Source organism: Micromonospora sp. WMMD1219 (assembly GCF_049315215.1).
Lineage (GTDB): Bacteria > Actinomycetota > Actinomycetes > Mycobacteriales > Micromonosporaceae > Micromonospora > Micromonospora tulbaghiae.
Window position 1 is genome coordinate 5,744,827 of record NZ_CP186057.1, and the last position, 21,184, is coordinate 5,766,010.

Annotated in this window: 20 protein-coding genes; 9 read left to right on the top strand and 11 right to left on the bottom strand. The window is 73.4% G+C overall.

Annotated features, from left to right (window positions below; genetic code table 11):
• Positions 1-4 precede the first annotated feature (4 nt).
• The 4 genes from ACN27C_RS26900 to ACN27C_RS26915 all read left to right on the top strand — a co-directional run bounded on the left by ACN27C_RS26900 (position 5) and on the right by ACN27C_RS26915 (position 3,150).
• Entirely contained in the window at positions 5-883 is an 879-nt protein-coding gene (locus ACN27C_RS26900) for a family 3 encapsulin nanocompartment shell protein (RefSeq protein WP_422748962.1), read from the top strand.
• Between the two features lie 13 nt (positions 884-896).
• Positions 897-2,177: an NAD(P)/FAD-dependent oxidoreductase gene (locus tag ACN27C_RS26905; RefSeq protein ID WP_422748964.1), complete on the top strand. Its 1,281-nt coding sequence runs from the start codon at positions 897-899 to the stop codon at positions 2,175-2,177.
• A complete protein-coding gene (locus tag ACN27C_RS26910; RefSeq protein ID WP_422748966.1) occupies positions 2,174-2,875 on the top strand; it encodes an aspartate/glutamate racemase family protein in 702 nt (233 codons plus the stop codon). The genes ACN27C_RS26905 and ACN27C_RS26910 overlap by 4 nt, the downstream gene beginning before the upstream one ends.
• Positions 2,876-2,979: 104 nt before the next feature.
• Positions 2,980-3,150: a hypothetical protein gene (locus ACN27C_RS26915; RefSeq protein WP_162959107.1), complete on the top strand. Its 171-nt coding sequence runs from the start codon at positions 2,980-2,982 to the stop codon at positions 3,148-3,150.
• Between the two features lie 47 nt (positions 3,151-3,197).
• Here ACN27C_RS26915 and ACN27C_RS26920 read toward each other — a convergent pair whose 3' ends face one another.
• Together ACN27C_RS26920 and ACN27C_RS26925 are read right to left on the bottom strand one after the other, a co-directional pair.
• Complete coding sequence (locus ACN27C_RS26920; RefSeq protein WP_422748967.1) at positions 3,198-3,461, bottom strand: hypothetical protein; 264 nt, start codon at positions 3,459-3,461, stop codon at positions 3,198-3,200.
• Between the two features lie 19 nt (positions 3,462-3,480).
• Complete coding sequence (locus ACN27C_RS26925) at positions 3,481-5,262, bottom strand: N-acetylglutaminylglutamine amidotransferase (protein ID WP_422751679.1); 1,782 nt, start codon at positions 5,260-5,262, stop codon at positions 3,481-3,483.
• Positions 5,263-5,495: 233 nt separating this feature from the next.
• Between ACN27C_RS26925 and glnA the strand changes: the two genes are divergently transcribed.
• Positions 5,496-6,920: a type I glutamate--ammonia ligase gene (glnA, locus tag ACN27C_RS26930; RefSeq protein ID WP_422748969.1), complete on the top strand. Its 1,425-nt coding sequence runs from the start codon at positions 5,496-5,498 to the stop codon at positions 6,918-6,920.
• 144 nt (positions 6,921-7,064) lie between these two features.
• Positions 7,065-8,207, top strand: coding sequence for a carboxylate-amine ligase (locus ACN27C_RS26935; protein ID WP_422748971.1), 1,143 nt, complete (start codon positions 7,065-7,067; stop codon positions 8,205-8,207).
• Between the two features lie 34 nt (positions 8,208-8,241).
• Here ACN27C_RS26935 and ACN27C_RS26940 read toward each other — a convergent pair whose 3' ends face one another.
• A complete protein-coding gene (locus ACN27C_RS26940) occupies positions 8,242-9,069 on the bottom strand; it encodes a PIG-L family deacetylase (protein WP_151014046.1) in 828 nt (275 codons plus the stop codon).
• Between the two features lie 73 nt (positions 9,070-9,142).
• Between ACN27C_RS26940 and ACN27C_RS26945 the strand changes: the two genes are divergently transcribed.
• Positions 9,143-9,856 (top strand): hypothetical protein, encoded by a 714-nt coding sequence (locus tag ACN27C_RS26945; protein ID WP_357138383.1) that lies wholly within the window; start codon positions 9,143-9,145, stop codon positions 9,854-9,856.
• A gap of 53 nt (positions 9,857-9,909) precedes the next feature.
• On the opposite strand, the gene ACN27C_RS26950 is transcribed toward ACN27C_RS26945, so the two are convergent.
• The 5 genes from ACN27C_RS26950 to ACN27C_RS26970 form a co-directional block, all read right to left on the bottom strand.
• Positions 9,910-12,726, bottom strand: a complete 2,817-nt coding sequence (locus tag ACN27C_RS26950; RefSeq protein WP_422748974.1) for a glycosyl hydrolase family 95 catalytic domain-containing protein — start codon at positions 12,724-12,726, stop codon at positions 9,910-9,912.
• A gap of 152 nt (positions 12,727-12,878) precedes the next feature.
• Complete coding sequence (locus ACN27C_RS26955) at positions 12,879-13,895, bottom strand: nitroreductase (RefSeq protein WP_422748976.1); 1,017 nt, start codon at positions 13,893-13,895, stop codon at positions 12,879-12,881.
• Positions 13,896-13,897: 2 nt separating this feature from the next.
• Complete coding sequence (locus tag ACN27C_RS26960; RefSeq protein ID WP_422748978.1) at positions 13,898-14,980, bottom strand: hypothetical protein; 1,083 nt, start codon at positions 14,978-14,980, stop codon at positions 13,898-13,900.
• On the bottom strand, positions 14,977-15,417 hold the full coding sequence (locus tag ACN27C_RS26965) for a DUF4188 domain-containing protein (protein ID WP_120573829.1): 441 nt from the start codon (positions 15,415-15,417) through the stop codon (positions 14,977-14,979). The genes ACN27C_RS26960 and ACN27C_RS26965 overlap by 4 nt, the downstream gene beginning before the upstream one ends.
• Before the next feature lie 3 nt (positions 15,418-15,420).
• Positions 15,421-16,983: a phenylacetate--CoA ligase family protein gene (locus tag ACN27C_RS26970; RefSeq protein WP_422748980.1), complete on the bottom strand. Its 1,563-nt coding sequence runs from the start codon at positions 16,981-16,983 to the stop codon at positions 15,421-15,423.
• 158 nt (positions 16,984-17,141) lie between these two features.
• Between ACN27C_RS26970 and ACN27C_RS26975 the strand changes: the two genes are divergently transcribed.
• Positions 17,142-17,552: a hypothetical protein gene (locus ACN27C_RS26975; protein WP_422748982.1), complete on the top strand. Its 411-nt coding sequence runs from the start codon at positions 17,142-17,144 to the stop codon at positions 17,550-17,552.
• Positions 17,553-17,559: 7 nt separating this feature from the next.
• The gene (locus tag ACN27C_RS26980) at positions 17,560-18,603 is read left to right on the top strand and encodes a polyprenyl synthetase family protein (RefSeq protein WP_357794034.1); all 1,044 of its coding nucleotides are present in this window, start codon (positions 17,560-17,562) and stop codon (positions 18,601-18,603) included.
• Here ACN27C_RS26980 and ACN27C_RS26985 read toward each other — a convergent pair.
• From ACN27C_RS26985 to ACN27C_RS26995, 3 genes are read right to left on the bottom strand one after another with little or no spacing between them, the layout of a single operon-like run.
• Positions 18,600-19,568: an acetylxylan esterase gene (locus ACN27C_RS26985; RefSeq protein ID WP_422748984.1), complete on the bottom strand. Its 969-nt coding sequence runs from the start codon at positions 19,566-19,568 to the stop codon at positions 18,600-18,602. The genes ACN27C_RS26980 and ACN27C_RS26985 overlap by 4 nt on opposite strands.
• Complete coding sequence (locus ACN27C_RS26990; protein WP_252448807.1) at positions 19,559-20,248, bottom strand: N-acetylmannosamine-6-phosphate 2-epimerase; 690 nt, start codon at positions 20,246-20,248, stop codon at positions 19,559-19,561. The genes ACN27C_RS26985 and ACN27C_RS26990 overlap by 10 nt, the downstream gene beginning before the upstream one ends.
• A complete protein-coding gene (locus ACN27C_RS26995; RefSeq protein ID WP_422748987.1) occupies positions 20,245-21,183 on the bottom strand; it encodes an ROK family protein in 939 nt (312 codons plus the stop codon). Before ACN27C_RS26995 ends, ACN27C_RS26990 begins: the two co-directional genes overlap by 4 nt.
• Between the last annotated feature and the right edge of the window lies 1 nt (position 21,184).

Here is a 21,184-nt window from a genome sequence, read left to right on the forward strand (position 1 = left end):
GCAGATGTCACAGCGCACCGACACCGTGAAGCGGACGATCGCCGAGGTGGTCGCCGAACGGAAGACGCAGATGTCGCCCGGCGCGACGTTCGTCGAGGCGTTCGCCAAGGACGGTTTCGACACGAGCGTCGACTACGACGTGACGATCACCGACTCGCTGACCAGTTCCCGGCGCAAGCCCCGCTACCCCTCGCGGAACATGCTCAAGGTGGTGGACCTGTCCCGGGACCCGCAGGACTTCTACTGGCACGAGAGCCCGCCCCGGCCGGACGACCCGGCGGTGGACGGCGCCGACCTGCGCCGGGAGGCGGCGAACCACTTCCACCGCTCCCCCATTCCGCCGCTGCTCACCACCACCGCGTGGGTGCAGGTGCCGGACACTCTGTGGGAGGACCCGGTCAGCTTCGCGCAGTTCATCGACTACCGGCTGGTGGTGCGGCTGGCGACGGCCGAGAACCACACGATCCTGCGCGGTGAGGGCGGGCTGCTGACCATGCCGGACCTGGGCCGGCTCACCGACCCGGGACCGTTCGCGTCCACCGTCCTGGCCGCGTGCAACGAGGTCGAGCAGATGGGCAGCACCGCCGACGGGCTGATCATCAACCCGGCCGACTACTACCGGCTGCTGGGTAGCGGCTCGCTGATGCGCGACGTGGAGGACAACGGCGTGTTCATCGTCCGTACCCGGCTGGTCGACCCGGGCACCGCGATCGTCGGGGACTTCGGCCACGGCGCGCTGCTGTTCGACGCCGGCCGGTCCACGATCGGGTTCGCCGAGCCGCCGCCGGGCACGTTCGCCGAACCCGGGGTGGCGCTGCGCGCCGAGATCTGGGAGCGGGTCGTGGTGAACCTGCCCACCTGCTTCTTCGTCGTCACGCTCTGACCGGCGGCGACAGATGACGACGCCGGCCCGTACCGACCCCGACGTGCTGGTCGTCGGCGCGGGCGTGGTGGGCCTGTGCTGCGCCTGGTTCCTGCGCCGCGCCGGGCACACCGTGACTGTGGTGGACCGGGGCGAGGTCGGCGACCCGGCGGCCTGCTCGGCCGGGAACACCGGTTTCGTCGGCACCCAGGGCTCGGCGCCGCTGGCCGAGCCGGGGGTGCCGGCCACCGGGATCCGCTGGCTGCTCAGCCCGGAGAGCCCGTTCGCGGTCCGGCCCCGGCTCGACGGCGCGCTGCTGGCCTGGCTGTGGCACTTCCGCCGGCACTGCACCGAACGGCACGCCCGCGCCGGGTTCGAGACGCTGCTCGCGCTCAAGCAGCGCAGCCTCGCGCTGCTGCGCGAGATCTGCGCCGAGGACGAACTGGCCGGGACGCTCACCGAACGCGGCATGATCCTCGCCTGCCACACCGAGCAGGGGTACGCCAAGGCGCGCCGGACGATCCCGGCCGCGACCGCCCGCGGCGTGCCGCTGCGCGAGCTGGACCGGGCCGAACTGGCCCGGCTGGAACCCGGTGTCGACTTCGCGGTGGCCGGGACGCTGCTCAACGAGGAGGGCGCCGCGCTGCGCATCCCGGCGTTCCTGGTGGCGCTCGCGCGGGCGCTGCGGGCCCGGGGCGTGGACATCGTCACCGGCGCGGAGGTACGCGACTTCGACGTGACCGGACGGCGGGTACGCGCAGTGCGGACGGCTCGGGGTGAGCTGCGCCCGGCCGAGGTGGTGATCGCCGCCGGGGTGTGGTCGGCGGCCTGCGCCCGGATGCTCGGCGTCGGGCTGACGCTGCAACCGGCGAAGGGCTACACCGTCACGCTGCCCGCCGGCCCGGGCACGCCGACCCGGCCGGTGCTGCTCAGCGAGGGCAAGGTCGCGGTGATGCCGCTGGGTGACCGGGTACGCGTCGGCGGCACGCTGGAGCTGTCCGGGCTGGACGCGTCGATCTCGCCGCGCCGCGTCGACGGGATCCTGCACACCGCGCGGCGGTACCTGCCGGCGCTGGACACCGGCCGGCGCCTCGACGTGTGGAGCGGGCTGCGTCCGTGCACCCCGGACAGCCTGCCGCTGATCGGGCGGGCCGACGGCTACGACAACGTCAGCGTGGCCACCGGGCACGGGCACATCGGGATGGGCCTGGCCCCGGCCGGCGGGCAGCTGCTCGCCCAGCTCGTCTCCGGCGCCGAGCCGGACCTGCCGCTGGACACGTTCGCCCTGGACCGCTTCCAGAGGGGGATCTCATGAGCGACCGGCCGGAGATCGGGGTGCTCTGCCTCGACACCAGTTTCGACAAGATCCCCGGGCACATCCGTAACCCGGACACGTTCGACTTCCCGGTGCGTTACCGGGTGGTGCAGGGCGCTACCCCGCAGCGGCTGGTCCGCGAGGCCGACCCGACGCTGCTGCAACCGTTCGTCGACGCGGCCCGCGACCTGGAGGCGGCCGGGGTCGCCGGGATCACCGGCGCGTGCGGGTTCCTCGTGCTGTTCCAGGCCGAACTCGCCGCCGCGGTGCGCGTCCCGCTGTGGTCGTCGAGCCTTGTGCAACTGCCGATGGTGCACCGGATGGTCGGGCGCCCGGTCGGGCTGCTGGTCGCCGACGAGGCGGCGCTGACGCCGCGCCACCTGGCCGCGATCGGCGCGGCCGACGTCCCGGTGGCGGTCACCGGCATGGCCGGGCAGCCCGAGTTCCGCGAGGTGATGCTGGAGGGCCGGCGCGACGCCCTCGACGTCGAACGGCTCGCGGCCGAGGTGGACGAGCGGGTCGACGCGCTGGCCGACGCGCATCCGGAACTGGGTGCGCTGGTCGTCGAGTGCACCGACCTGGTGCCGTTCGCCCACCGGATCCAGGCGCGGCTGGGCGTGCCGGTGTTCGACATCGTCACGCTGACCACGATGGCGTACGCGAGCCTCACCCGGCGGCCGTACCGTCCGGCCGTGTGACAGCGGGGCCGTCGCGCGGAAACCCGCTCCCGGCGCCCGTCCGGCGCTTAGCGTGGGACGAGAGGCGGCCTGCCCGGGGCGCCGGTGAGCGGAGGGAGAACGCGGTGACGGAGCCGGAGGAGGAGCAGGAGAAGACCCGCAAGACCGATCGGGTGCTGTTCTCGCCCGACGGCGACCCGCACCACACGCTCGCCGAGGCGCCCCAGCCGGACGAGCACCTGCCGCCCACAGTCACCCGCGACGGCCACACAGAGGTGCTCGACGACGAGCAGTGAGCGCACCGTCCCGCCCGGGCTCGCGGGCCGGGCGGGACGTGCCGCGGTCAGACCGGCGGGATGCCGGAGCGGCCGATGTCCGACATGTCGTCCTCACCGATCTCGGTCCGGGTGCCGGCCACCGGCCCGGCGCCGGCCTCGGTCCGGTCCTCCAGGCAGGCGTCGCCCAGCCCGTGCATCAGCTCGCCGACCACGGCGAGCGCCGAGCCCTTGTCCGGGCAGGGCGCCCCGGTGGCGAGCACCTGCCCGTCGCCGCCGACGACGGTGAATCCCACAGTGCCGTCGGCCTCGCTCTCGATGACGAACTTCATCGTGCTCCTCCCGCCCCGCTCAGCTCACCCCGTGCGTCTGCAACCACAGCTCCAGCAGGCCCAGTTGCCACAGCTTGTTGCTGCCGGCGGCGGCCTGGGCCCGGTCCGGCTCGGCCAGCAGCTCGTCGACGTACGCCCGGCGGAACAGCCCCCGCCGGCGCGCCTCGGGCGCACCCAGCGCCTCGACCACCAACTCTCGCACGGGGCCGTCGACGTTGCGCAGCGCCGGCACCGGGAAGTAGCCCTTGGGCCGGTCGATGACCTCGGCCGGCAGCACCTCCCGGGCCACCTCCTTGAGCACGCCCTTGCCGCCCTGCGCCAGCTTGTGCTCGGGCGGGCACGCCGCGGCGAGCGTGACCAGGTCCTGGTCGAGGAAGGGCGTGCGCACCTCCAGCCCCCACGCCATGCTCATGCTGTCCACCCGCTTGACCGGGTCGTCGGGCAGCATCAGGTGGGTGTCCAGGCGCAGCACCGCGTCCACGGCGGTCTGCGCGCCGGGCGCGGCCAGGTCCGCGGCGACCAGCTCGCCGCTGGCGTCACCGTCGCAGGCGTACGCCGGTTCCACCACCTCGGTCAGCTCGGCGTGGTCGCGGTCGAAGAAGGCGGCGGTGAACTCGGCCGCGGCGTCCTCACGGGCCGAGGCGGCCAGCCGGTGGTAGCCGTAGCCGGCGAACACCTCGTCGGCGCCCTGACCCGACTGCGCCACCTTCACGTGCCGGGCGACCTGCTCGGAGAGCAGGTGGAACGCCACCACGTCGTGGCTGCCCATCGGTTCGGTCATGGCCGCCACTGTGGCGCGTACGGCCGGGCCGAGATCGCCGTCGGCGAGCCGGATGCGGTGGTGGTCGGTGCCGAACGTGCGGGCGACCAGGTCGGAGTAGTGGAACTCGTCGCCGCTCTCGTCGCCGCGGCTGTCGAAGCCGATGCTGAACGTCTGGAGGTGGTGCTGTCCGGCGCCGTCGAGCAGCGCCACGATCATGCTGGAGTCCAGGCCGCCGGAGAGCAGCACCCCCACCGGCACGTCCGCGACCAGCCGGCGGCGTACGGCGGTGCGCAGTGCGTCCCCGACGGCGGCCCGCCAGTCGGCGGCGTCCATGCCGTCGTGTGAGGGGTCGCGCCGGTACTCGGGCCGCCAGTAGACGCGCTCGCGGCTGCGCCCGTCGGCCTCGACCACCCGGACGGTGGCCGGCGGCAGCTTGCGGATCCCGCGCAGGATCGTGCGCGGCGCCGGCACGATCGAGTGCCAGGACAGGTAGTGGTGCAGCGCGACCGGGTCGATGCCGGTGTCCACGTCGCCGCCGGCCAGCAGCGCCGGCAGCGTGGAGGCGAACCGGAGCCGGCCGGGCGACTCGGCGAGGTAGAGCGGCTTGATGCCGAGCCGGTCGCGGGCCAGCACGAGGCGGCGCCGCCGCCGGTCCACCAGCGCCACCGCGAACATGCCGACCAGGTGGTCGACGAAGCGCTCCCCCCACTGCGCGTACGCCACCAGGATCACCTCGGTGTCGCTGGTGCTGTGGAACGTGTGCCCGGCGGCGCGCAGCTCGTCGCGCAGCTCCGGGTAGTTGTAGACGCAACCGTTGAAGACCAGCGCCAGGCCGAGGTCGTCGCGGACCATCGGCTGGGCGCCGGCCTCGGACAGGTCGATCACGGTGAGCCGGCGGTGCCCGAGGGTGATCCAGCCGTCGCTCCACGCGCCCTCGCCGTCCGGGCCGCGTGCGCGCATGGCCGCGGTCATCCGGTTCACCGCGTCGGTGTCGGGGGTGGCCCCGTCGAACCTGGCCTCACCGCTGATCCCGCACACCTCAGCGCCCACCGGTCAGTCGCGGAGCACTCACCATGCCAACCTCCCGCCGCGTCGTCTCCCGGGCGGTCCGCCGGGTACGGCGACTACCCGGCATGTGGCGAAGGAAACCCGGATGGGCGGTTGCCGAGCCGGGCACGGCGAGCCGTCGTACGGTGGCGGTACGGGCCATGTCCCCGGGCGGTCCGGCCACGGGACGTGGCCAGGATCAACGACGCCTGCCAGGAGGACGTGTGTTCGCCAATTCCGAGGAACTCCTGCGATACCTCGCCGACGAGGACGTGAAGTTCGTCGACGTACGTTTCTGTGACCTGCCCGGCGTGATGCAGCACTTCAACCTGCCGGTCGAGTCGTTCGACGACAGCGTGTTCACCGACGGTCTCGCCTTCGACGGGTCCTCGATCCGCGGCTTCCAGTCGATCCACGAGTCGGACATGCTGCTGCTGCCGGACGTGTCGACGGCTTTCATCGACCCGTTCCGCACGCAGAAGACGCTGGCGTTGAACTTCTTCGTCCACGACCCGTTCACCCGGGAGGCGTACTCCCGCGACCCGCGCAACGTGGCGAAGAAGGCCGAGGCGTACCTCGCCGCCAGCGGCATCGCCGACACCGCCTACTTCGGTGCGGAGGCGGAGTTCTACATCTTCGACTCCATCCGCCACGAGACCTCCGCGCACCAGTCGTTCTACTACATCGACTCGATCGAGGGCGCCTGGAACAGCGGCCGGATCGAGGAGGGCGGCAACCGCGGTTACAAGACCGCGTACAAGGGCGGCTACTTCCCGGTGCCGCCGGTGGACCACTACGCCGACCTGCGCGACAGCATGGTCCGCCGGATGGTGGACGCCGGTTTCACAGTCGAGCGTTCGCACCACGAGGTGGGCACGGGCGGGCAGTCCGAGATCAACTACAAGTTCTCGACGCTGCTGCACTCGGCGGACGAGCTCCAGCTCTTCAAGTATCTGATCAAGAACGAGGCGTGGGCGCACGGCAAGACCGCCACGTTCATGCCCAAGCCCCTGTTCGGCGACAACGGCTCCGGCATGCACACCCACCAGAGCCTCTGGCGCGGCGGCGAACCCCTGTTCTACGACGAGACCGGCTACGCCGGCCTGTCCGACACCGCCCGCTGGTACATCGGCGGCCTCCTGCACCACGCCCCGTCGCTGCTGGCCTTCACCAACCCCACCATCAACTCCTACCGCCGCCTGGTGCCGGGCTTCGAGGCGCCGGTCAACCTGGTCTACTCCCAGCGCAACCGCTCCGCCTGCACCCGCATCCCGGTGACCGGCAGCAACCCCAAGGCCAAGCGCGTCGAGTTCCGCGTCCCCGACCCGTCCAGCAACCCCTATCTGGCCTTCTCCGCGATGCTCATGGCCGGCCTCGACGGCATCAAGAACAAGATCGAGCCGCCGGCCCCGATCGACAAGGACCTCTACGACCTGCCGCCGGAGGAGTGGGGCGACGTCAAGCAGGTGCCCGGTTCGCTGCCCGAGGCGCTGGCGGCGCTGGAGGCCGACCACGACTACCTGCTCGACGGCGACGTGTTCACCGGCGACCTGATCTCCACCTGGGTCGACTGGAAGAACGCCAACGAGGTCGACCCGGTCCGGCTGCGGCCCACGCCGCACGAGTTCGCGCTCTACTTCGACTGCTGAGCCGCCGTACCGCCACCGCCCCCGCCACCCGCGGGGGCGGTGGTCGGCGGAAACGGCCTCGGGCCGGCCTCCGCCCTCGTACCGTCGAGACATGACTCCGCCTCACGTCGACACGCCGACCGTTCCGTGCCGGTGGAGCCGTCGGTGAGGCCGCGGCCCACCACCACCGCCACCACCACCCCGCAGATCCCCACCGTCCTGACCCTCGGGGTGGAAGAGGAGTTCCTGCTGCTGGACCCGGCCACCGGCGAGAGCATGCCGGTCGCCGACCGGGTGCGCGGCGCGCTCTCCGGCACCGCCCGCGAGCAGAGCCGGCAGGAGTTCCGGCACAGCATGGTGGAGATGGTGACGCCGGTCAGCCCGGACCTCGGGGAGCTGCGGGAGCACCTGGTCACGCTGCGCCGGGCGGCCGCGCGGGCGGCCGACGCGGCCGGGGCGCGGCTGGTCGCGGTCGGCGCCACCCCGGTCTGCGAGGCCCACCGCACGGTGCCCGACGAGCAGCGCTACCACGACATGTCCCGCCGGTTCGGCCCGGTGGCCCACGACCCGGCGGTCTGCGGCTGCCACGTCCACGTCGGCGTGCCGGACCGGGAACTGGCAGTGCAGGTCTGCAACCACCTGCGCCCGTGGCTGCCTGTGGTGCAGGCGCTCACCGCGAACTCGCCGCTGCACGACGGGCGGGACACCGGCCACGCGAGCTGGCGCTCGATGCAGCTGGAACGGTGGCCGAGCATCGGGCCGACACCGCACTTCGACTCCGCCGCCGACTACGACGCCACGGTGGCGGACCTGATCACTGCCGGGATCATGCTCGACGCCGCGATGGTCTACTGGTACGCCCGCCCGTCCGCGGCGTACCCGACGGTGGAGGTCCGCGTCGGCGACGTGTGCCCCACAGTCGACGACACGGTGCTGGTCGCCGGGCTGGTCCGGGCGCTCGTGGCCACCCTGATCGACGACGTCCGCGCCGGTGTGCCGGCACCCCGCATCCGGGACTGCCTGGTCGCCGCCGCGCACTGGCGGGCCGCCCACGACGGCGTCGACGGCAAGCTCGTGGACCTGCGCTCCGGTCGGCCCCGGCCGGCCTGGGACCTCGTCGACGACCTGGTCGTCACCGTCACGCCCGCGCTGGCCCGCCACGGTGACCTGGATCTGGTTCGGCGCGAGCTGGACCGGGTGCGCCGGGACGGCACCGGCGCCACCCGGCAACGACGGATCATGGCCGGGACCGACGGGGACGTCCGCGCCGTGCTGGCGCACCTGGCCGCACAGACCGTCTCGACGTGAGTCGATGACCTCCCCGGACCGGACCGGCGACCGGTCAGCGCAACCCGGCGAACAGGTCGTCCTCGGGGGTGGCCGCGCCGGTGGTGTCCCGCACCCGCACGAACGTCTCCATGCCCATCAGCTCGGTGAACCGCTCCTGCCCCAGGCGCAGGAAGAAGATGTTCTCCGCCTGGCTGGCGTGCGCGGCGAGCGAGGCGAACTTCTGCCCGCCGTAGCCGCTGGTGTCGACCCAGGTGGTGATCTCGTCGTCCGGCAGGCCCAGCGCCGGCATCTCGTCGGTCGCCTCCGGCTCGGGGAACTCCACCCCGATCTCCTTCATGACGGTGCCGAACTGCTGGAACGCGCTGCGCGGCACGGTGGTCCAGTAGACCTTGGCCGGAATGCCGGTCTGCTCGACCGCGGCCATGGTGATCCGGTGGGCCTGGATGTGGTCCGGGTGGCCGTAGAAGCCGTTCTCGTCGTAGGTGACCACCACGTCGGGGCGGTAGCGCCGGATCAGCTCGGCCAGCCGGTCGGCCGCCTCGGCCACCGGCGTGTTCCAGAACGCGCCGGGCGCCTCGTTCGTCGCCCAGCCCATCATCCCGGAGTCGCCGTAGTCGAGCGTCTCCAGGTGGGTGACCTTGAGCGCCTCGCAACTGGCGGCCAGCTCGGCGCGGCGCATCTCGACCACGGCCTTCGGGTCGTGGCCGGGGTCGCCCGGCTTGATCCCGCCGGGACCGTCGCCGCACCCCCCGTCGGTGCACGTCACGAGCACTGTGGTGACGCCCTCGGCCGCGTAGCGCGCCAGGACGCCGCCGGTGCTCGTCGCCTCGTCGTCGGGGTGCGCGTGCACCGCCATCAGGGTCAGGGATCGATCGGTCACCCCGTCACCATACGAGCATCGGCCGACGAACTAGCATTGCCCGGTCCGCAGACGGCGACGGAAGCGAGGCGCGATGGGTTGGCTCCAGCGGTTGCTCGGTGGCGGACGGGTCGAACTGGACCCCGCACGTCAGCAGGAGCTGCTGCGGGACGTGCGGCGGTCCTACGGGGCGCACGCCCGCCTCCGGTTCCCGGAGCAGGCCGACGCGATCACCCGGATGCTGTCCGATGACGACGGTCTCGTGGTGGCCGCCGGGATCGTCTGCGAGGCCGCCGACCAGGCGCACGCCGACCTCCAGGGCCAGGCGCAGGAGGTGTTCCGGCGCACCGGGCGGCGGCTGCTGGTGCATCGCCGCAACTACCGGCCCCTGTGGAAGGAGGCCGGGCCGGCGCTACGCTGGCCGCTCGGCGCGCTACCCAGCGGGCTGCACCCGTACGCGCAGGTCAGCGCCGCCGTGGCGGTGGTCGGCGGGCGAGCCGACCGGCTGGACCGGGTGACCGACCCGCAGCCGTTCGTGACGCGCCTGTTCGAGGTGCTCGACCTGACCACCGCGGGCTGGGAGTTCGGCCGGGTGCGTGTGGACACCGACAGCGCGAGGCTCGTGGAGCGGCTGATGGGCACCGGCGCGCGGGTGCTCGCGACGATGGACGACCCACCCCGGCTGCCGCCGGCGGTACGGGAGATGATGCGCCGCAACCACCGCATCGCCGTGTACGACCCGGCCGGTCCCCGCGTGGTCGGCGAGCTGAACCTGGGCGCGCGGCTGCGCGAGACGCTGCTGGCCTGACCGGCGGTGCGCCCGCCCCGGCCGGTTGGCCGCGGCGGGGCGCGTCGCGCGGGTCAGGTGGTCGTACAGGTGATGTTCGCCGGTGGGTTGTTGGTGCCGCCGGCCGTGCCGATGAAGCCGAACGTGGTGGAGCCGCCGGCCGGCAGTGAGCCGTTGTAGTCGACGTTGCGCACCGTCACGTTCGCGCCGTTCTGGGTGTGCGTGCCGCTCCAGATCTGGTTGACCACCTGGCCGTTCGGAAACGTCCAGGAGACCGTCCAGCCGCGGATCGCGGTGGCGCCGGCGGTCACCGTGACCTCGGCCTGGAAGCCGCCCGACCAGGAGCCGGTGATCGCGTACGTGGCACGCGCGCCGGACGGCGCCGGGGAGCTGGTGGTCGGGGTCGGCGTCGGGGTCGGAGTGGGTGACGGCGTGGACGTCGGTGTGGCCGTCGGCGACGGCGTCACGCCGGGCCGCGCCGCCCGGTAGGTGTGCCCGGCGCGGACGGTGAGCGCGACGATGTCGGACTCCGGCCGGGTGGTGGCGGGTGTGCTGCCGTCGGTGACGTCGGCGAGGGTGAAGCTCCCGGTGAACAGCCGGGACCGCAGTCGCAGCGTGCCGTCGCGGTCGGCGCGGACGGTGATCTCGTCGGCCTGGCCGCTGCTCCAGGTCAGCGACACCGTGTAGCCGCCCCGGCCGCGCAGGCCCGCGACCTGCCCGGCGGGCCAGGCGGGCGGCAGCGCGGGCAGCAGGTGCAGCTCGCCGGTGTGGCTGTGCAGCAGCATCTCGGCGATGCCCGAGGTGGCGCCGAAGTTGCCGTCGATCTGGAACGGCGGGTGCAGGTCGAACATGTTCGGCGCGAGCCGGTCGGTGCGCACCAGGTCGCGCAGCAGCTTGTGGGCGCGGGCGCCGTCCTCCAGGCGGGCCCAGAAATTGATCTTCCAGGCCAGGGACCAGCCGGTCCCGTCGTCGCCGCGCAGCTCCAGCGTCCTGCGGGCGGCCTCGTACAGCGCCGGGGTGCCCCGCTTGGTGATCTGGTTGCCGGGGTGCAGCCCGTACAGGTGGGAGACGTGCCGGTGGGTGCGCTCGGTCTCGACCCAGTCGGCCAGCCACTCCTGCACGTTGCCCCGGGAGCCGACGCGGCTCGGCGGCAGCCGGTCCTTGGCGGTGCGTACCTGGGACCGGAAGGTGGTGTCGACCCCCAGCACCTCGCTCGCCCGGGCCGCCGCGTCGAACAGGTCGCGCAGGATCTGGTTGTCCATCGTCGGGCCGGCGCAGACGCTGGCGTCGGCGTGGTGCGCCAGCTCCGGCGAGTTCGACGGGTTCGTCACCAGGTAGCCGAGCGTCGGGTGGGCGACCAGGGTGTCCAGGAAGAACTGGGCGGCGCCCTTGAGCGCCGGGTAGTTGGCCTGGAGGAATCCGAGGTCGCCGGTGAACAGGTAGTGGTCCCAGATGAGCGTGCTCAGCCAGGCCCCGCCGGTCTGCCACATGCCCCAGAACGCGCCGTCCACGACCGACGCGCCCCGCCAGGCGTCGGTGTTGTGGTGGGTGACCCAGCCGCCGGCGCCGTACTGCGCCTGGGCGACCCGCGCGCCGGTCACCGCGAGGTCCTTGATCATGTCGAAGACCGGCAGGAAGCACTCGGACAGGTTCGTGGTGTCGGCCGGCCAGTAGTTCATCGGCAGGTTGGCGTTGACCGTGTACTTCGAGTCCCAGGACGGCGTCAGCGAGTCGTTCCAGATGCCCTGGAGGTTCGCCGGCTGGGTGCCCGGCCGCGACGAGGAGATCAACAGGTACCGCCCGAACTGGAACAGCAGCGCGGCGAACTGCGGATCGTTCGTGCTCGCGTGCTGCGCGATCCGTACGTCGGTGGGCTGGTCGGCGGCGGCGGTGCGGCCCAGGTCGATCGTGACCCGGCCGAACAGTGCCTGGTGGTCGGCGCGGTGGCGGGTACGCAGCTGGTCGACGTCGACGCTCTTGGCGGCGTTGAGCCGGTTGCGCGCGATGCCCTGGTAGTCGCCGTTGACGGTGCGGTAGTTGACATAGCTGGACCCGATCGAGATCAGGACCGTCACGCTGGTGGCGCCGGACACCCGGAGCGTGCCGCCGGAACTGCTCACAGTGCCACCGGTGACGGCGGCGTGGGCCAGCGCGAGGAACCGCACCGAGCCGTTGACCCCCTCCATCGAGCCGGAGATGCCGTCGAGCGCGACTGTCGCGCCGTCCGGGCTGGACACGGTAGTCCGCTGCGGGCTGTCGAAGGTGGCGGAGAACGTGATCGAGTTCGCCCGGTCGGCGGTCAGCCGGAGCACGATCACCTGGTCGGGCGCGCTGGCGAACACCTCCCGCTGGTGCCGTACGCCGTTCAGCACGTACGTGGTGGTGACAGTGGCGGTGGTGAGGTCGAGCGTCCGGTTGTACTGGCTCGCCCCGCTCGCCGACCCGAAGGCGAGCCGGAGGTTCCCGACGGTCTGGTAGGCGAGCTGACCGCCCGGGCTGCCCATCATGGTCTGGTTGATCAGATCCTGGGCCGAGGTCCACTGGTCGGCGAAGACGCGACGCCGGATCTCGGCCAGGTTCGCCGCGCCCCGCGTGTTGGCCGAGTCGTACGGGCCGCCCGCCCAGACGGTGTCCTCGTTGAGCTGGAGCCGTTCGGTGTCGACGTTGCCGAACACCATCGCACCGAGCCGCCCGTTGCCGATCGGCAGGGCGCGCAGCCAGTCGGTGCCGGCCGGCTCGTCGTACCAGAGCGCCAGGTCGTTCGCGGCCAGCACCTGCGGGGGCGCCGCCGAGCCGGCCCGGGCGGCGGCGCTCCAGGCGGCCGGCAGCAGCGCGGCGCCGGCGCCCGCCGCTGTGGCCTTGATGACGTTTCGTCGTGTCACTTCGGACATGGTTTCTCCCAACCGCGCGCATCAGAGGCGGGCCCGGGTGCACGACGGCGCTGTTATCGCTAACAGAACTTCTCGCGCACCCGGACGCCGCATTCCCTGCCACTACGCGCCCAGGGCTCCCGACCGGGCGACACATCAGCCAACATGGACTCTCATGGATGAACTGACACCGCGTCAAGGGGTGTTACCGCTAACAGATCTGATCCGTGGTCCACACGCCGGGCCGAACGGGGCGCGGGCACGACCGGCCGGCCCACCCGGGCCACGTGCACGACGCGCTCCGGCGCCACGTCCAGCAGCGTCCCGAGCGCGTCCCGCGTGGCGGCCACGTCGATCAGCTGACTGAGCGGGTGCGCGGCCAGCCCCGCCGTGTGCAGCGTCAGCCACATCCGCATCAGCACGCGTCCGAACTCGACCTGGCCGGCCGCGTCCAGACCGGGCGGGGCGACGAGCGCCAGCACCGCGCCGCCCTGCGCCAGCGGATCACCACTCGCGGCGGCGAGCAGCCGGGGCAGCCCCAGCGGGCGCAACGCCGGGTACGCCGCGAGCGCCGCCCGCAGCCCGGTGGCCGCCGCCCGGCCCAGCCCGAGGCAGCGGTCACTGAGCCCGTCGGTCCGGTAGCGCGGGCCCGACCGGTCCAGGCGCAGCCAGCGGCGCAGCTCCGCGACCACCGCCGGGTCGGCGTACACCTGCCGGTCGGCCGTGCGCAGCAGCGCGCGCAGCCGCCCGGCCGCCGGCACGACGCGGACCGCGCCACCGGCCCGCCGGGCGACCGCGTCCACGGCCGCGACCACGTCGGCGTCCGGACCGCCGGTGAACCGGCCCCGGTGGGTACGCCGGTCCCACACGTCGGCGGTGCGGAACGGCGTCCGGTACGGCTGCCGTCCCGGCCGCAGTCGTCCCACCCGCCGGTCGGACTCGTCGTGGTCGGCGGCCCAGTCCAGCCGCAGCCCCGCGTCGGCGGCGACGATGAGGCAGGTCTCCACGAACGCGCCCAGCGACAGCCGCAGGTCCCGCCCGGTCGGGTCGCCCGCGGGCAGCGCGTCGGCCGGATCCCAGCCGACGGTGATCGCCCAGCGCTCGTAGCGCAGCCGCCACGGCTGGGTGTTGTGCGCGCTCGGGGCCCGCCAGCACAGCGGCTCCAGCGCGTGGAACGCGGCGAGGTCCATGCTCACCGCTCCTTGGCGTAGAACGTGTAGCCGTGCAGCGGGCGTCCGCCCAGGCGCCGGTACTGGGCCGCGGACGCCGGATTGTCCCGCCCGACGTACGTGCTGCGCAGCGCCGTGTAGCCACCGGCGTGCAGGTTGCGGTGCAGGTGCTCGGACAGCAGCCGCTGGTAGCCGCGCCCCTGGAACTCCGGCACCACGCCCTTGACGATCAGCACCGCCTCCCGGCGGTACCGGCGGCGGGTCGCCAGCAGCCGGAGCTGGTTGACCGGGTTCAGGTCGCCGCGGACCGCGACCAGGAAGTCGCTGATGTCCGGCACGCACAGCACGAACGCCACCGGACGCCCGTCACGGGTCAGGTAGAGCAGCAGTGACTCGTCCAGGAGGTACGCCAGCCCGTCGGTCTGCCGCCGCAGCTGGGCGGCCGAGATCGGCGTGTAGTAGCCGAGCTGGGCGAAGGAGTCGTTGAGCATCCCGCGCAGCAGGCCGAGCTGCTCGTCGAGCCGCCGGGTGCTCCCCCGGTGCAGTTCCAGCCGGGCGCCGTCGGGCTCGACACCCGGGCCGGGGGCCGGTCCGGCCGGCCGCGGGACCGGGCAGATCCAGGTGTCGGAGACGAACCGCCCGGTGAACCCGTACGCCTCGTACGCGTCCGGGTAGTGCGGCGGGTTCCACGCGCTGTCCACGAACCCCCGGTCGGCGTACCCGGAGGTGATCACGCCGCCCGCCTGGTTGGGCAGCAGCGCCACCGGCCCGAACAGCAGATCCCGTCCGGGCGTGGCGTGCGTGGTGATCGCGTCGAACAGCGGCCCGGCGGCGGACGCGGTGAACTCGGTGAGCCCGAACAGCTGGCACCGGCGGCCCAGCTTGGCGTCGAGGTCCGCGTCGGTGTGCAGCGTGGTCCGCCCGACCACCGCACCGGTGGCGTCGCGCAGCACGTACATCGGCACGCCGTCGCGCCACCAGCGGCGGATCTGCTGCCGGGGGGTCGGCACGTACCGGGGCTCGTCCGCGTACAGCCGGTCGGCGAGCGTGAGGAAGTCGCGCAGGCCGCGCCGGCCGGTGACGCGCTCGAAGCGGTGGCCGGTCACCGGCGCACCGCCGGTCCGGCCGTCTCCGCGCCCAGCGGCGTGAACTGCTCGATGTGGCCCATCGCGCCGTCCTCGGCCCGCCACGCGCCGTTGGAGTAGCCGTCCGGGGACGCGGTGTAGAGCCGGATGAACCCGGCGGTGGCGTTGCGGGTGCCGTCGGTCAGCCACATCATCAGCTTGCGGTGGTGCCGGGTCCGGGCGAAGCGCAGCAGCGCGTCCCGGTCGGTGAAGAACGCGATCGTGCCGAGCGTCAGCGGGAACTGCCAGTAGACGGTGTGCCAGCAGTAGCCGGACATCCGGCGCATGTCGCGCACCATCCGGATCCAGTCGGGGGCCAGGCGCAGCAGCACCAGCGGGTTCGCGTACCGGGTGCCGCCGATGAACATGGCGCCGGCGCGGGCCTGGGCCGGGGCGCGGGAGAAGTCACGGGTACGCATCACTCACCTCACCAGGTAGACGTTCTTGATCTTCTGCATGGCGGCGAACGGGCCGCCGTCCGGTTCGTGCAGCTGGACCCGCAGGTCACCGGCGGTCGGGTCCTCCACCAGGGACTGCGCGAAGTCCCGCGACACCGAGGTCAGGTGCGCGCGTACCCCGTCGCGGCAGGCGTCGGCGAGCGCCGCGCGTGCTGCGGTGTCCAGCGGGCGGCGCAGCTCGACGTGGATCACCGGCCGGGTCTCCAGCGCCGCGTCCTCGTGCAGCGTCAGGCAGAACCGGCTGATCTCGGCGGCGTACGGGTTGCCGGTGTAGAGGCCGTACTCGACGTCCTGCGGGTAGAGGTTCGCGCCCAGGTAGGACACGGTGGAGTCGCTGCGGCCGAACAACAGCAGCAGCGGCAGCGTCATCCGCTCCTCGGCCACCGCGGTACGGAACTCGGCGCGGCGTACCGGGTCGGCGTGGGCCAGCTCGACGATCCGCCGGTACGGCACCAGCAGCGCCTCGTCGCCCACGTTGTAGCGCAGCCGCGGCTGGAGCACGTGCGGGCTCGTGACGGTGCAGAGCAGTTCCCGCCGCTCGTTGGTCTCCAGGTAGGTGGCGAACGGGTTGTACTGGAACACCATCGGCAGCCGCTGCTCGCCGCGGCCGAGCAGTTCCGCGCGCAGCCCCGCGTCGGTGCGCAGCCGCCGCCGCAGCCACACCGTGAACCGGGTCTCCGCGCCGATGCCGATGGTCAGGTCCGACGCGCCGTACGCCGACCGCACCCGCACGAACCGCTGTTCCAGGTAGTCGCGCAGCGCCTCGGTCATGCCCTCGCCGCCGCAACTGGCGAAGATCCGGTACCGCGACCACTGGAAGTCCTCGGCGTCGAGCCGGTCCCGCAGGTGCTTGAGGAACGGCGGGTACGCGGTCACCAGGTAGTCGTGGCCGGGACCGAACTCGCGCAGCGTGTCGACGATCTTCCCGAGGTCCGGACCGGTGTTCTTCACGGTCGCGATCCGGGCCATCGCCGCGCCGGTGGTGGTGCCCGTCGCCCAGGCGCCCATCGAGTACGCGTTGATCACGAACGGCCGGCGCATCGGGAACGCCAGTCCGGTGTAGCCGGCGATGTCCCGGTGCACCGCCCGCAGTTCCCGCTCGCCGCGCGGCCAGTTGAACGGCCGCCCGGACGATCCGGCCGACTCGTCGACCACCACGCCGCGCTCCGGCAGCCGCCCGTCCCGGCAGCGGGCGGAGGCGTCGTACGCCATGACGTACCCGCGCTTGTCGGTCTCCGGGAAGTCCCGCAACCGGCGGCGCAGGCCGCCCGGGCGGGCCCGCAGGAACGCCTGGTAGGCGGGCACCCGCCGGGCGGCCCGCACGCAGGTCGACCGCGCGTTCGCGGCGGCGAGCCGGTCGAGGACCGGGTGGTGGCGCCGGGCCAGCCACCGCCAGCCGGCCGGGTGGTGGGCGACGAGCCGGGCCAGCGCGGCGACCGCGCGGCCGGCGGGGGCCAGCGCGGCCTCGGCGGGCAGGGGCGTGTCGACGGTACGTGCAGCGGCGTGTCGGTGCAGCGTCTCGGCCATGAGAAGCATCCTGTCGACGCGGCAGCGTCCACACATGAGCGATGGGACGGTGATGCGCTGAGTACCCGTACCCAGTGAAGGATCCGAATCTTGTCACGGTGAGTCACCATCTGGACACATGCCTGGCCTGCGTTCGCGGCCGGGTCGAGACTGCGCACATGGCGAATGGTGAGCGTGAGCGCGCGAACGAGCGCTTCGAGAAGGTGGCCGAGGAGACCTCGGAGACCGTGACCCACGCGGCCACGGTGCTGGAGGAGGAACTCGCGGCAGGGCTGGCCGGCGCACGGCGACTCGAGGAGAAGCTGACCGAGAGCCGCCGGGTCGACCCGGAGGCGTTCGACGAACTGGTCGCGCGGGTCCGCACCGACGGGCACGCCCTCATCGACACCGTGGTCGGGCAGTTGAAGATGGCTGACGACCAGCGCGGCGAGGTGATCCGGCGGTACACGTCGGACGCGCACGACGCCCTGGACACCGTACTCAATCTGGCGCGGCTGGCCCCCGAGGTGGCCAACGGGCTCGCGGACCGGCTCGCGTCGCCGGCCCCGAAGCGGCCGGCGGACCGGTAGCCGCGCGATGGCGCCGACCGCCGGGGTGGCCGGCGGGCACGTGGAACGGATGCTGGAGCGCTATCGCGGGCTCGCCCTCGGCGCGCTGCTCGACGACGTGCCCGAGGGCGGCCCGCGATACCTCTACGACCTGGTCGCGGAATACCCCCGGCGCTGGGGCAAGGGGCTGCGCGCCGCGCTGTGCCTGGCCACGTGCCGGGCGTTCGGCGGCGGCGACGCGGTGGGCCTCAACGCCGCCGTGACGGTGGAGCTGTTCCACAACGCCTTCCTCATCCACGACGACATCCAGGACGAAAGCGAGCAGCGGCGCGGCGGGCGGACGCTGCACGCCGAGTACGGCGTCGGCGTGGCGCTGAACGTCGGCAACATGACCAACCTGCTGGCGCTGCGGCGGCTCGCCGCGAACCGGGCGGCGCTCGGCTCCGGGATCGCGTGGCGGCTGTTCACCGAGACCGAGCTGATGATGCGCCACTCGCTGGAGGGTCAGGCGATCGAGATCGGCTGGATCCGCGACAACGTGTGCGACCTGGACGCGGACGACTACTACCGGATGTGCCTGAAGAAGACGTCCTGGTACACGTGCATCTACCCGTGCCGCACCGGAATCCTCGCGGCGACCGGCCGGGAGAACGCGGTCGACGTGCTGGACCGGTACGGCTGGTACCTGGGTGCGGCGTTCCAGATCCAGGACGACGCGCTCAACCTGACCGGCGACTACGCCCGGTACGGCAAGGAGATCGCCGGTGACCTGTGGGAGGGCAAGCGCACGCTGATCCTGATCGACTTCATGCGGCGGTGCACGCCGGAGGAACGCGAACGGCTCGTGCGGTTGCTGAGCCGTACCCGGGCGCAGCGCACCGCCGCCGAGGTGCGCTGGCTGCACGGGCGGCTGCTCGCGTACGACTGCGTGGAGTCGGCGCGGCGCAGCGCCCGGGAACTCGCGCTCGCCGCCCGGCGTGCGGGTGAGCGGGCGCTGGGCGCCGCGGCCGACACCGAGGACGGCCGATTCCTGCTGGAGCTGACCGACTACGTGGTGGAACGCGCGCGTTAGGCGCTCAGGATCCCGCGCAGCCAGGTGAGCTGTTCGCGCTGGTGCTCGGCCTCGCCGCCCTCGTGGTCGTTGAACTCGTACACCCGCACGTCCTTGTCGCCGCCGTAGCGGTGGTAGGCGGCGAAGCAGGTCGACGGCGGACAGACCTGGTCCCGCAGCGCGACGGAGAACAGCGCCGGAGCGGTCGCGCGCGGCGCGAGCACGGCGGCGTCCAGGTAGGACAGCGTGCGGAACACCCGGTCGGCGCGGCCGCGGTGCAGCGCGAGGTATTCGACCACCTCGGCGTACGGGCTGTCCGGGCCGGCGACGCGCACGCCCCGGCGGATGTCGCACAGGAACGGCACGTCCGGCATGACCGCCACGACGTCGGGGCACAGCGCGCCGGCCGCGAGGGCCAGGCCGCCGCCCTGGCTGAAGCCGGTCACCGCCACCCGCGCCGGGTCGACGGCCGGGTGCCGCCGGGCGGCCTCGGCGAAGCGCACCGCGTCGGTGATCAGCCGCCGGTAGTAGTGCTCCGCCGGGTCGTCGACGCCCCGGGTGAGGAAGCCGGGCACGGTGCCGGCCGGGTAGGGGTGCGGGTCGGGGGTGCCGCCGGTGGCGGCGCTCCATCCCTGGCCCCGGCTGTCCATGATCAGGTGCGCGAAGCCCGCAGCGGCCCAGAACAGCTTCTCGTGCGGCAGGCCGCGGCCCCGGCCGTAGCCGAGGTACTCGACCACGCAGGGCAGCGGCCCGTCGGCCCCGGCGGGCCGCTGCAGCCATCCGCGTACCGGTTCGCCGCCGAAGCCGGGGATCGTGGCGGCGTACGTCCGGATCTGGGTCAGGCCGGTGTCGACCGGTTCGTAGACCGCCCGCTCCGGGTCGCCGCCGTCGAGCGTACGCGCCCAGAACGCGTCCAGGTCCGCCGGCACGTCCAGCTCCGGCCGGTACGCCAGGCAGCCGGCCAGGTCGAGGTCGGTCAGCGGCACGACGCGGCCTCCTCGACGGCCGAGGCGAACCAGCCGGTGATCGTGCTCGGGTGGGTGATGGCGGTGCCCACCACGACCGTCCACGCGCCCGCCCGCAGCGCCTGCGCGGCCTGCTCCGGGGTGTGGATGCGCCCCTCCGCGACCACCGGGACGTCGACCGCGGCGGCGAGCCGGGCGACCAGGTCCAGGTCCGGCCCGTCGCCCTTGGTGGTGTACGCGGTGTACCCGGCGAGCGTGGTGCCGACCAGGTCGGCGCCGGCAGCGGCGGCGGCCACACCCTCGTCGAACGTGGAGCAGTCGGCCATCACCAGCGCGCCGGTGCGCTCGTGCACGGCCGCGATCGTCTCGGCGAGCGTACGGCCGTCCGGCCGGGGCCGGGACGTGCCGTCGAGCGCGACGACGTGCGCCCCGGCGTCGGCGACTGCCAGCGCGTGCTCCAGCGTCGGGGTGATGAAGACGTCGTCGTCGCCGTCCTTCCAGAGCCCGATCAGCGGCAGGTCCACCGCCGCGCGGATGGCCGCGATGTCCGCCAGCCCTTGCGCGCGGATGCCGGCGGCGCCACCGCGTGCGGTGGCGAGCGCGACCCGGCGCATGGTGTCGGGGTCGCGCATCGGCTCACCCGGGTACGCCTGGCAGGAGACCACCAGGCGGTGACGGAGCTGGTCGACGAGCGCGTTCATGAGACCTTCCAGGCGAGCGAGGCGGCACCGAGCAGCGGCGCGTCGGGGCCGAGGGTGGAGGCGAGGACCGGTACGCCGGCCAGGCCGGGCAGCGTCTCGGCGGGCACCGCGTCGCGCAGCGCCCGCCACCACGGCTCACCGAGGCCGGTGACGCCGCCGCCGATCACCACGGCGGCCGGGTCGAGCACGTTGACCAGGCCGCCGACGGCGGAACCGACGGCCGCGCCGCCCAGCCGGACGACCTCCCGGGCCGTCTCGTCGCCGCCCGCCGCGAGCGCGGCGACGGCCCGCAGGTCGGCCACCGGGCGGCCGGTACGCCGGACGTACTCGGCCGCGAGCGCGGGACCGGCGGCGATCGCCTCCAGGTGCCCGCGCCCGCCGCACGTGCAGGCAAGCGATCCGGCGTACGGGGACGGCTGGTGCCCCGCGTGCCCGGCGGCGCTGTGCGCGCCGGCGAGCACCGCGTCACCGAGGACGAACGACGCGCCGACGCCGGTGCCCACGGCGACGTAGAGCACCGTGTCGTAGCCGGCCGCCGCGCCGTGACGCGCCTCGCCCAGCGCGTGGGCGTGCACGTCGTTGATCACGGTGACCGGCACGCCCAGGCGCCGGCGCAGGTCGCCGCGCAGGTCCGTGCCGGTCCACCCGGTCAGCACGTCGGTGGCGGACAGCACCAGGCCGGAGGCGCTGTCGATGACCCCGGCGCTGCCGACGCCGAGCGCCCGTACGGCACCCGGCGCGTCCGCCCGCAGCTTCTCGACCAGGCCGGCGGCGGTGTCGAGCACCGCGGCGGCACCGGAGCGACCAGGCGTCGGCGCGGTGTGCCGGCCGACGACCTCTCCCCCGGCGGTGACCAGGGCGGCGGTGGTCTTGGTGCCGCCGATGTCGAGCGCGGCGACCAGGTCGGCGGCGCCCGTGGTGCTCAGGTCGGGCATG

Bases quoted from the DNA above. Each gene is read 5' to 3' on its own strand.
- ACN27C_RS26920 (WP_422748967.1), bottom strand. From the start codon at position 3,461: ATGAAGTTCGTCATCGAGAGCGAGGCCGACGGCACTGTGGGATTCACC.
- ACN27C_RS26900 (WP_422748962.1), top strand. From the start codon at position 5: ATGTCACAGCGCACCGACACCGTGAAGCGGACGATCGCCGAGGTGGTC.
- ACN27C_RS26990 (WP_252448807.1), bottom strand. From the start codon at position 20,248: ATGAACGCGCTCGTCGACCAGCTCCGTCACCGCCTGGTGGTCTCCTGC.
- ACN27C_RS26945 (WP_357138383.1), top strand. From the start codon at position 9,143: ATGGGTTGGCTCCAGCGGTTGCTCGGTGGCGGACGGGTCGAACTGGAC.
- ACN27C_RS26955 (WP_422748976.1), bottom strand. From the start codon at position 13,895: ATGGACCTCGCCGCGTTCCACGCGCTGGAGCCGCTGTGCTGGCGGGCC.
- ACN27C_RS26905 (WP_422748964.1), top strand. From the start codon at position 897: ATGACGACGCCGGCCCGTACCGACCCCGACGTGCTGGTCGTCGGCGCG.
- ACN27C_RS26980 (WP_357794034.1), top strand. From the start codon at position 17,560: ATGGCGCCGACCGCCGGGGTGGCCGGCGGGCACGTGGAACGGATGCTG.
- ACN27C_RS26910 (WP_422748966.1), top strand. From the start codon at position 2,174: ATGAGCGACCGGCCGGAGATCGGGGTGCTCTGCCTCGACACCAGTTTC.
- ACN27C_RS26995 (WP_422748987.1), bottom strand. From the start codon at position 21,183: ATGCCCGACCTGAGCACCACGGGCGCCGCCGACCTGGTCGCCGCGCTC.
- ACN27C_RS26950 (WP_422748974.1), bottom strand. From the start codon at position 12,726: ATGTCCGAAGTGACACGACGAAACGTCATCAAGGCCACAGCGGCGGGC.
- ACN27C_RS26970 (WP_422748980.1), bottom strand. From the start codon at position 16,983: ATGGCCGAGACGCTGCACCGACACGCCGCTGCACGTACCGTCGACACG.
- ACN27C_RS26965 (WP_120573829.1), bottom strand. From the start codon at position 15,417: ATGCGTACCCGTGACTTCTCCCGCGCCCCGGCCCAGGCCCGCGCCGGC.
- ACN27C_RS26975 (WP_422748982.1), top strand. From the start codon at position 17,142: ATGGCGAATGGTGAGCGTGAGCGCGCGAACGAGCGCTTCGAGAAGGTG.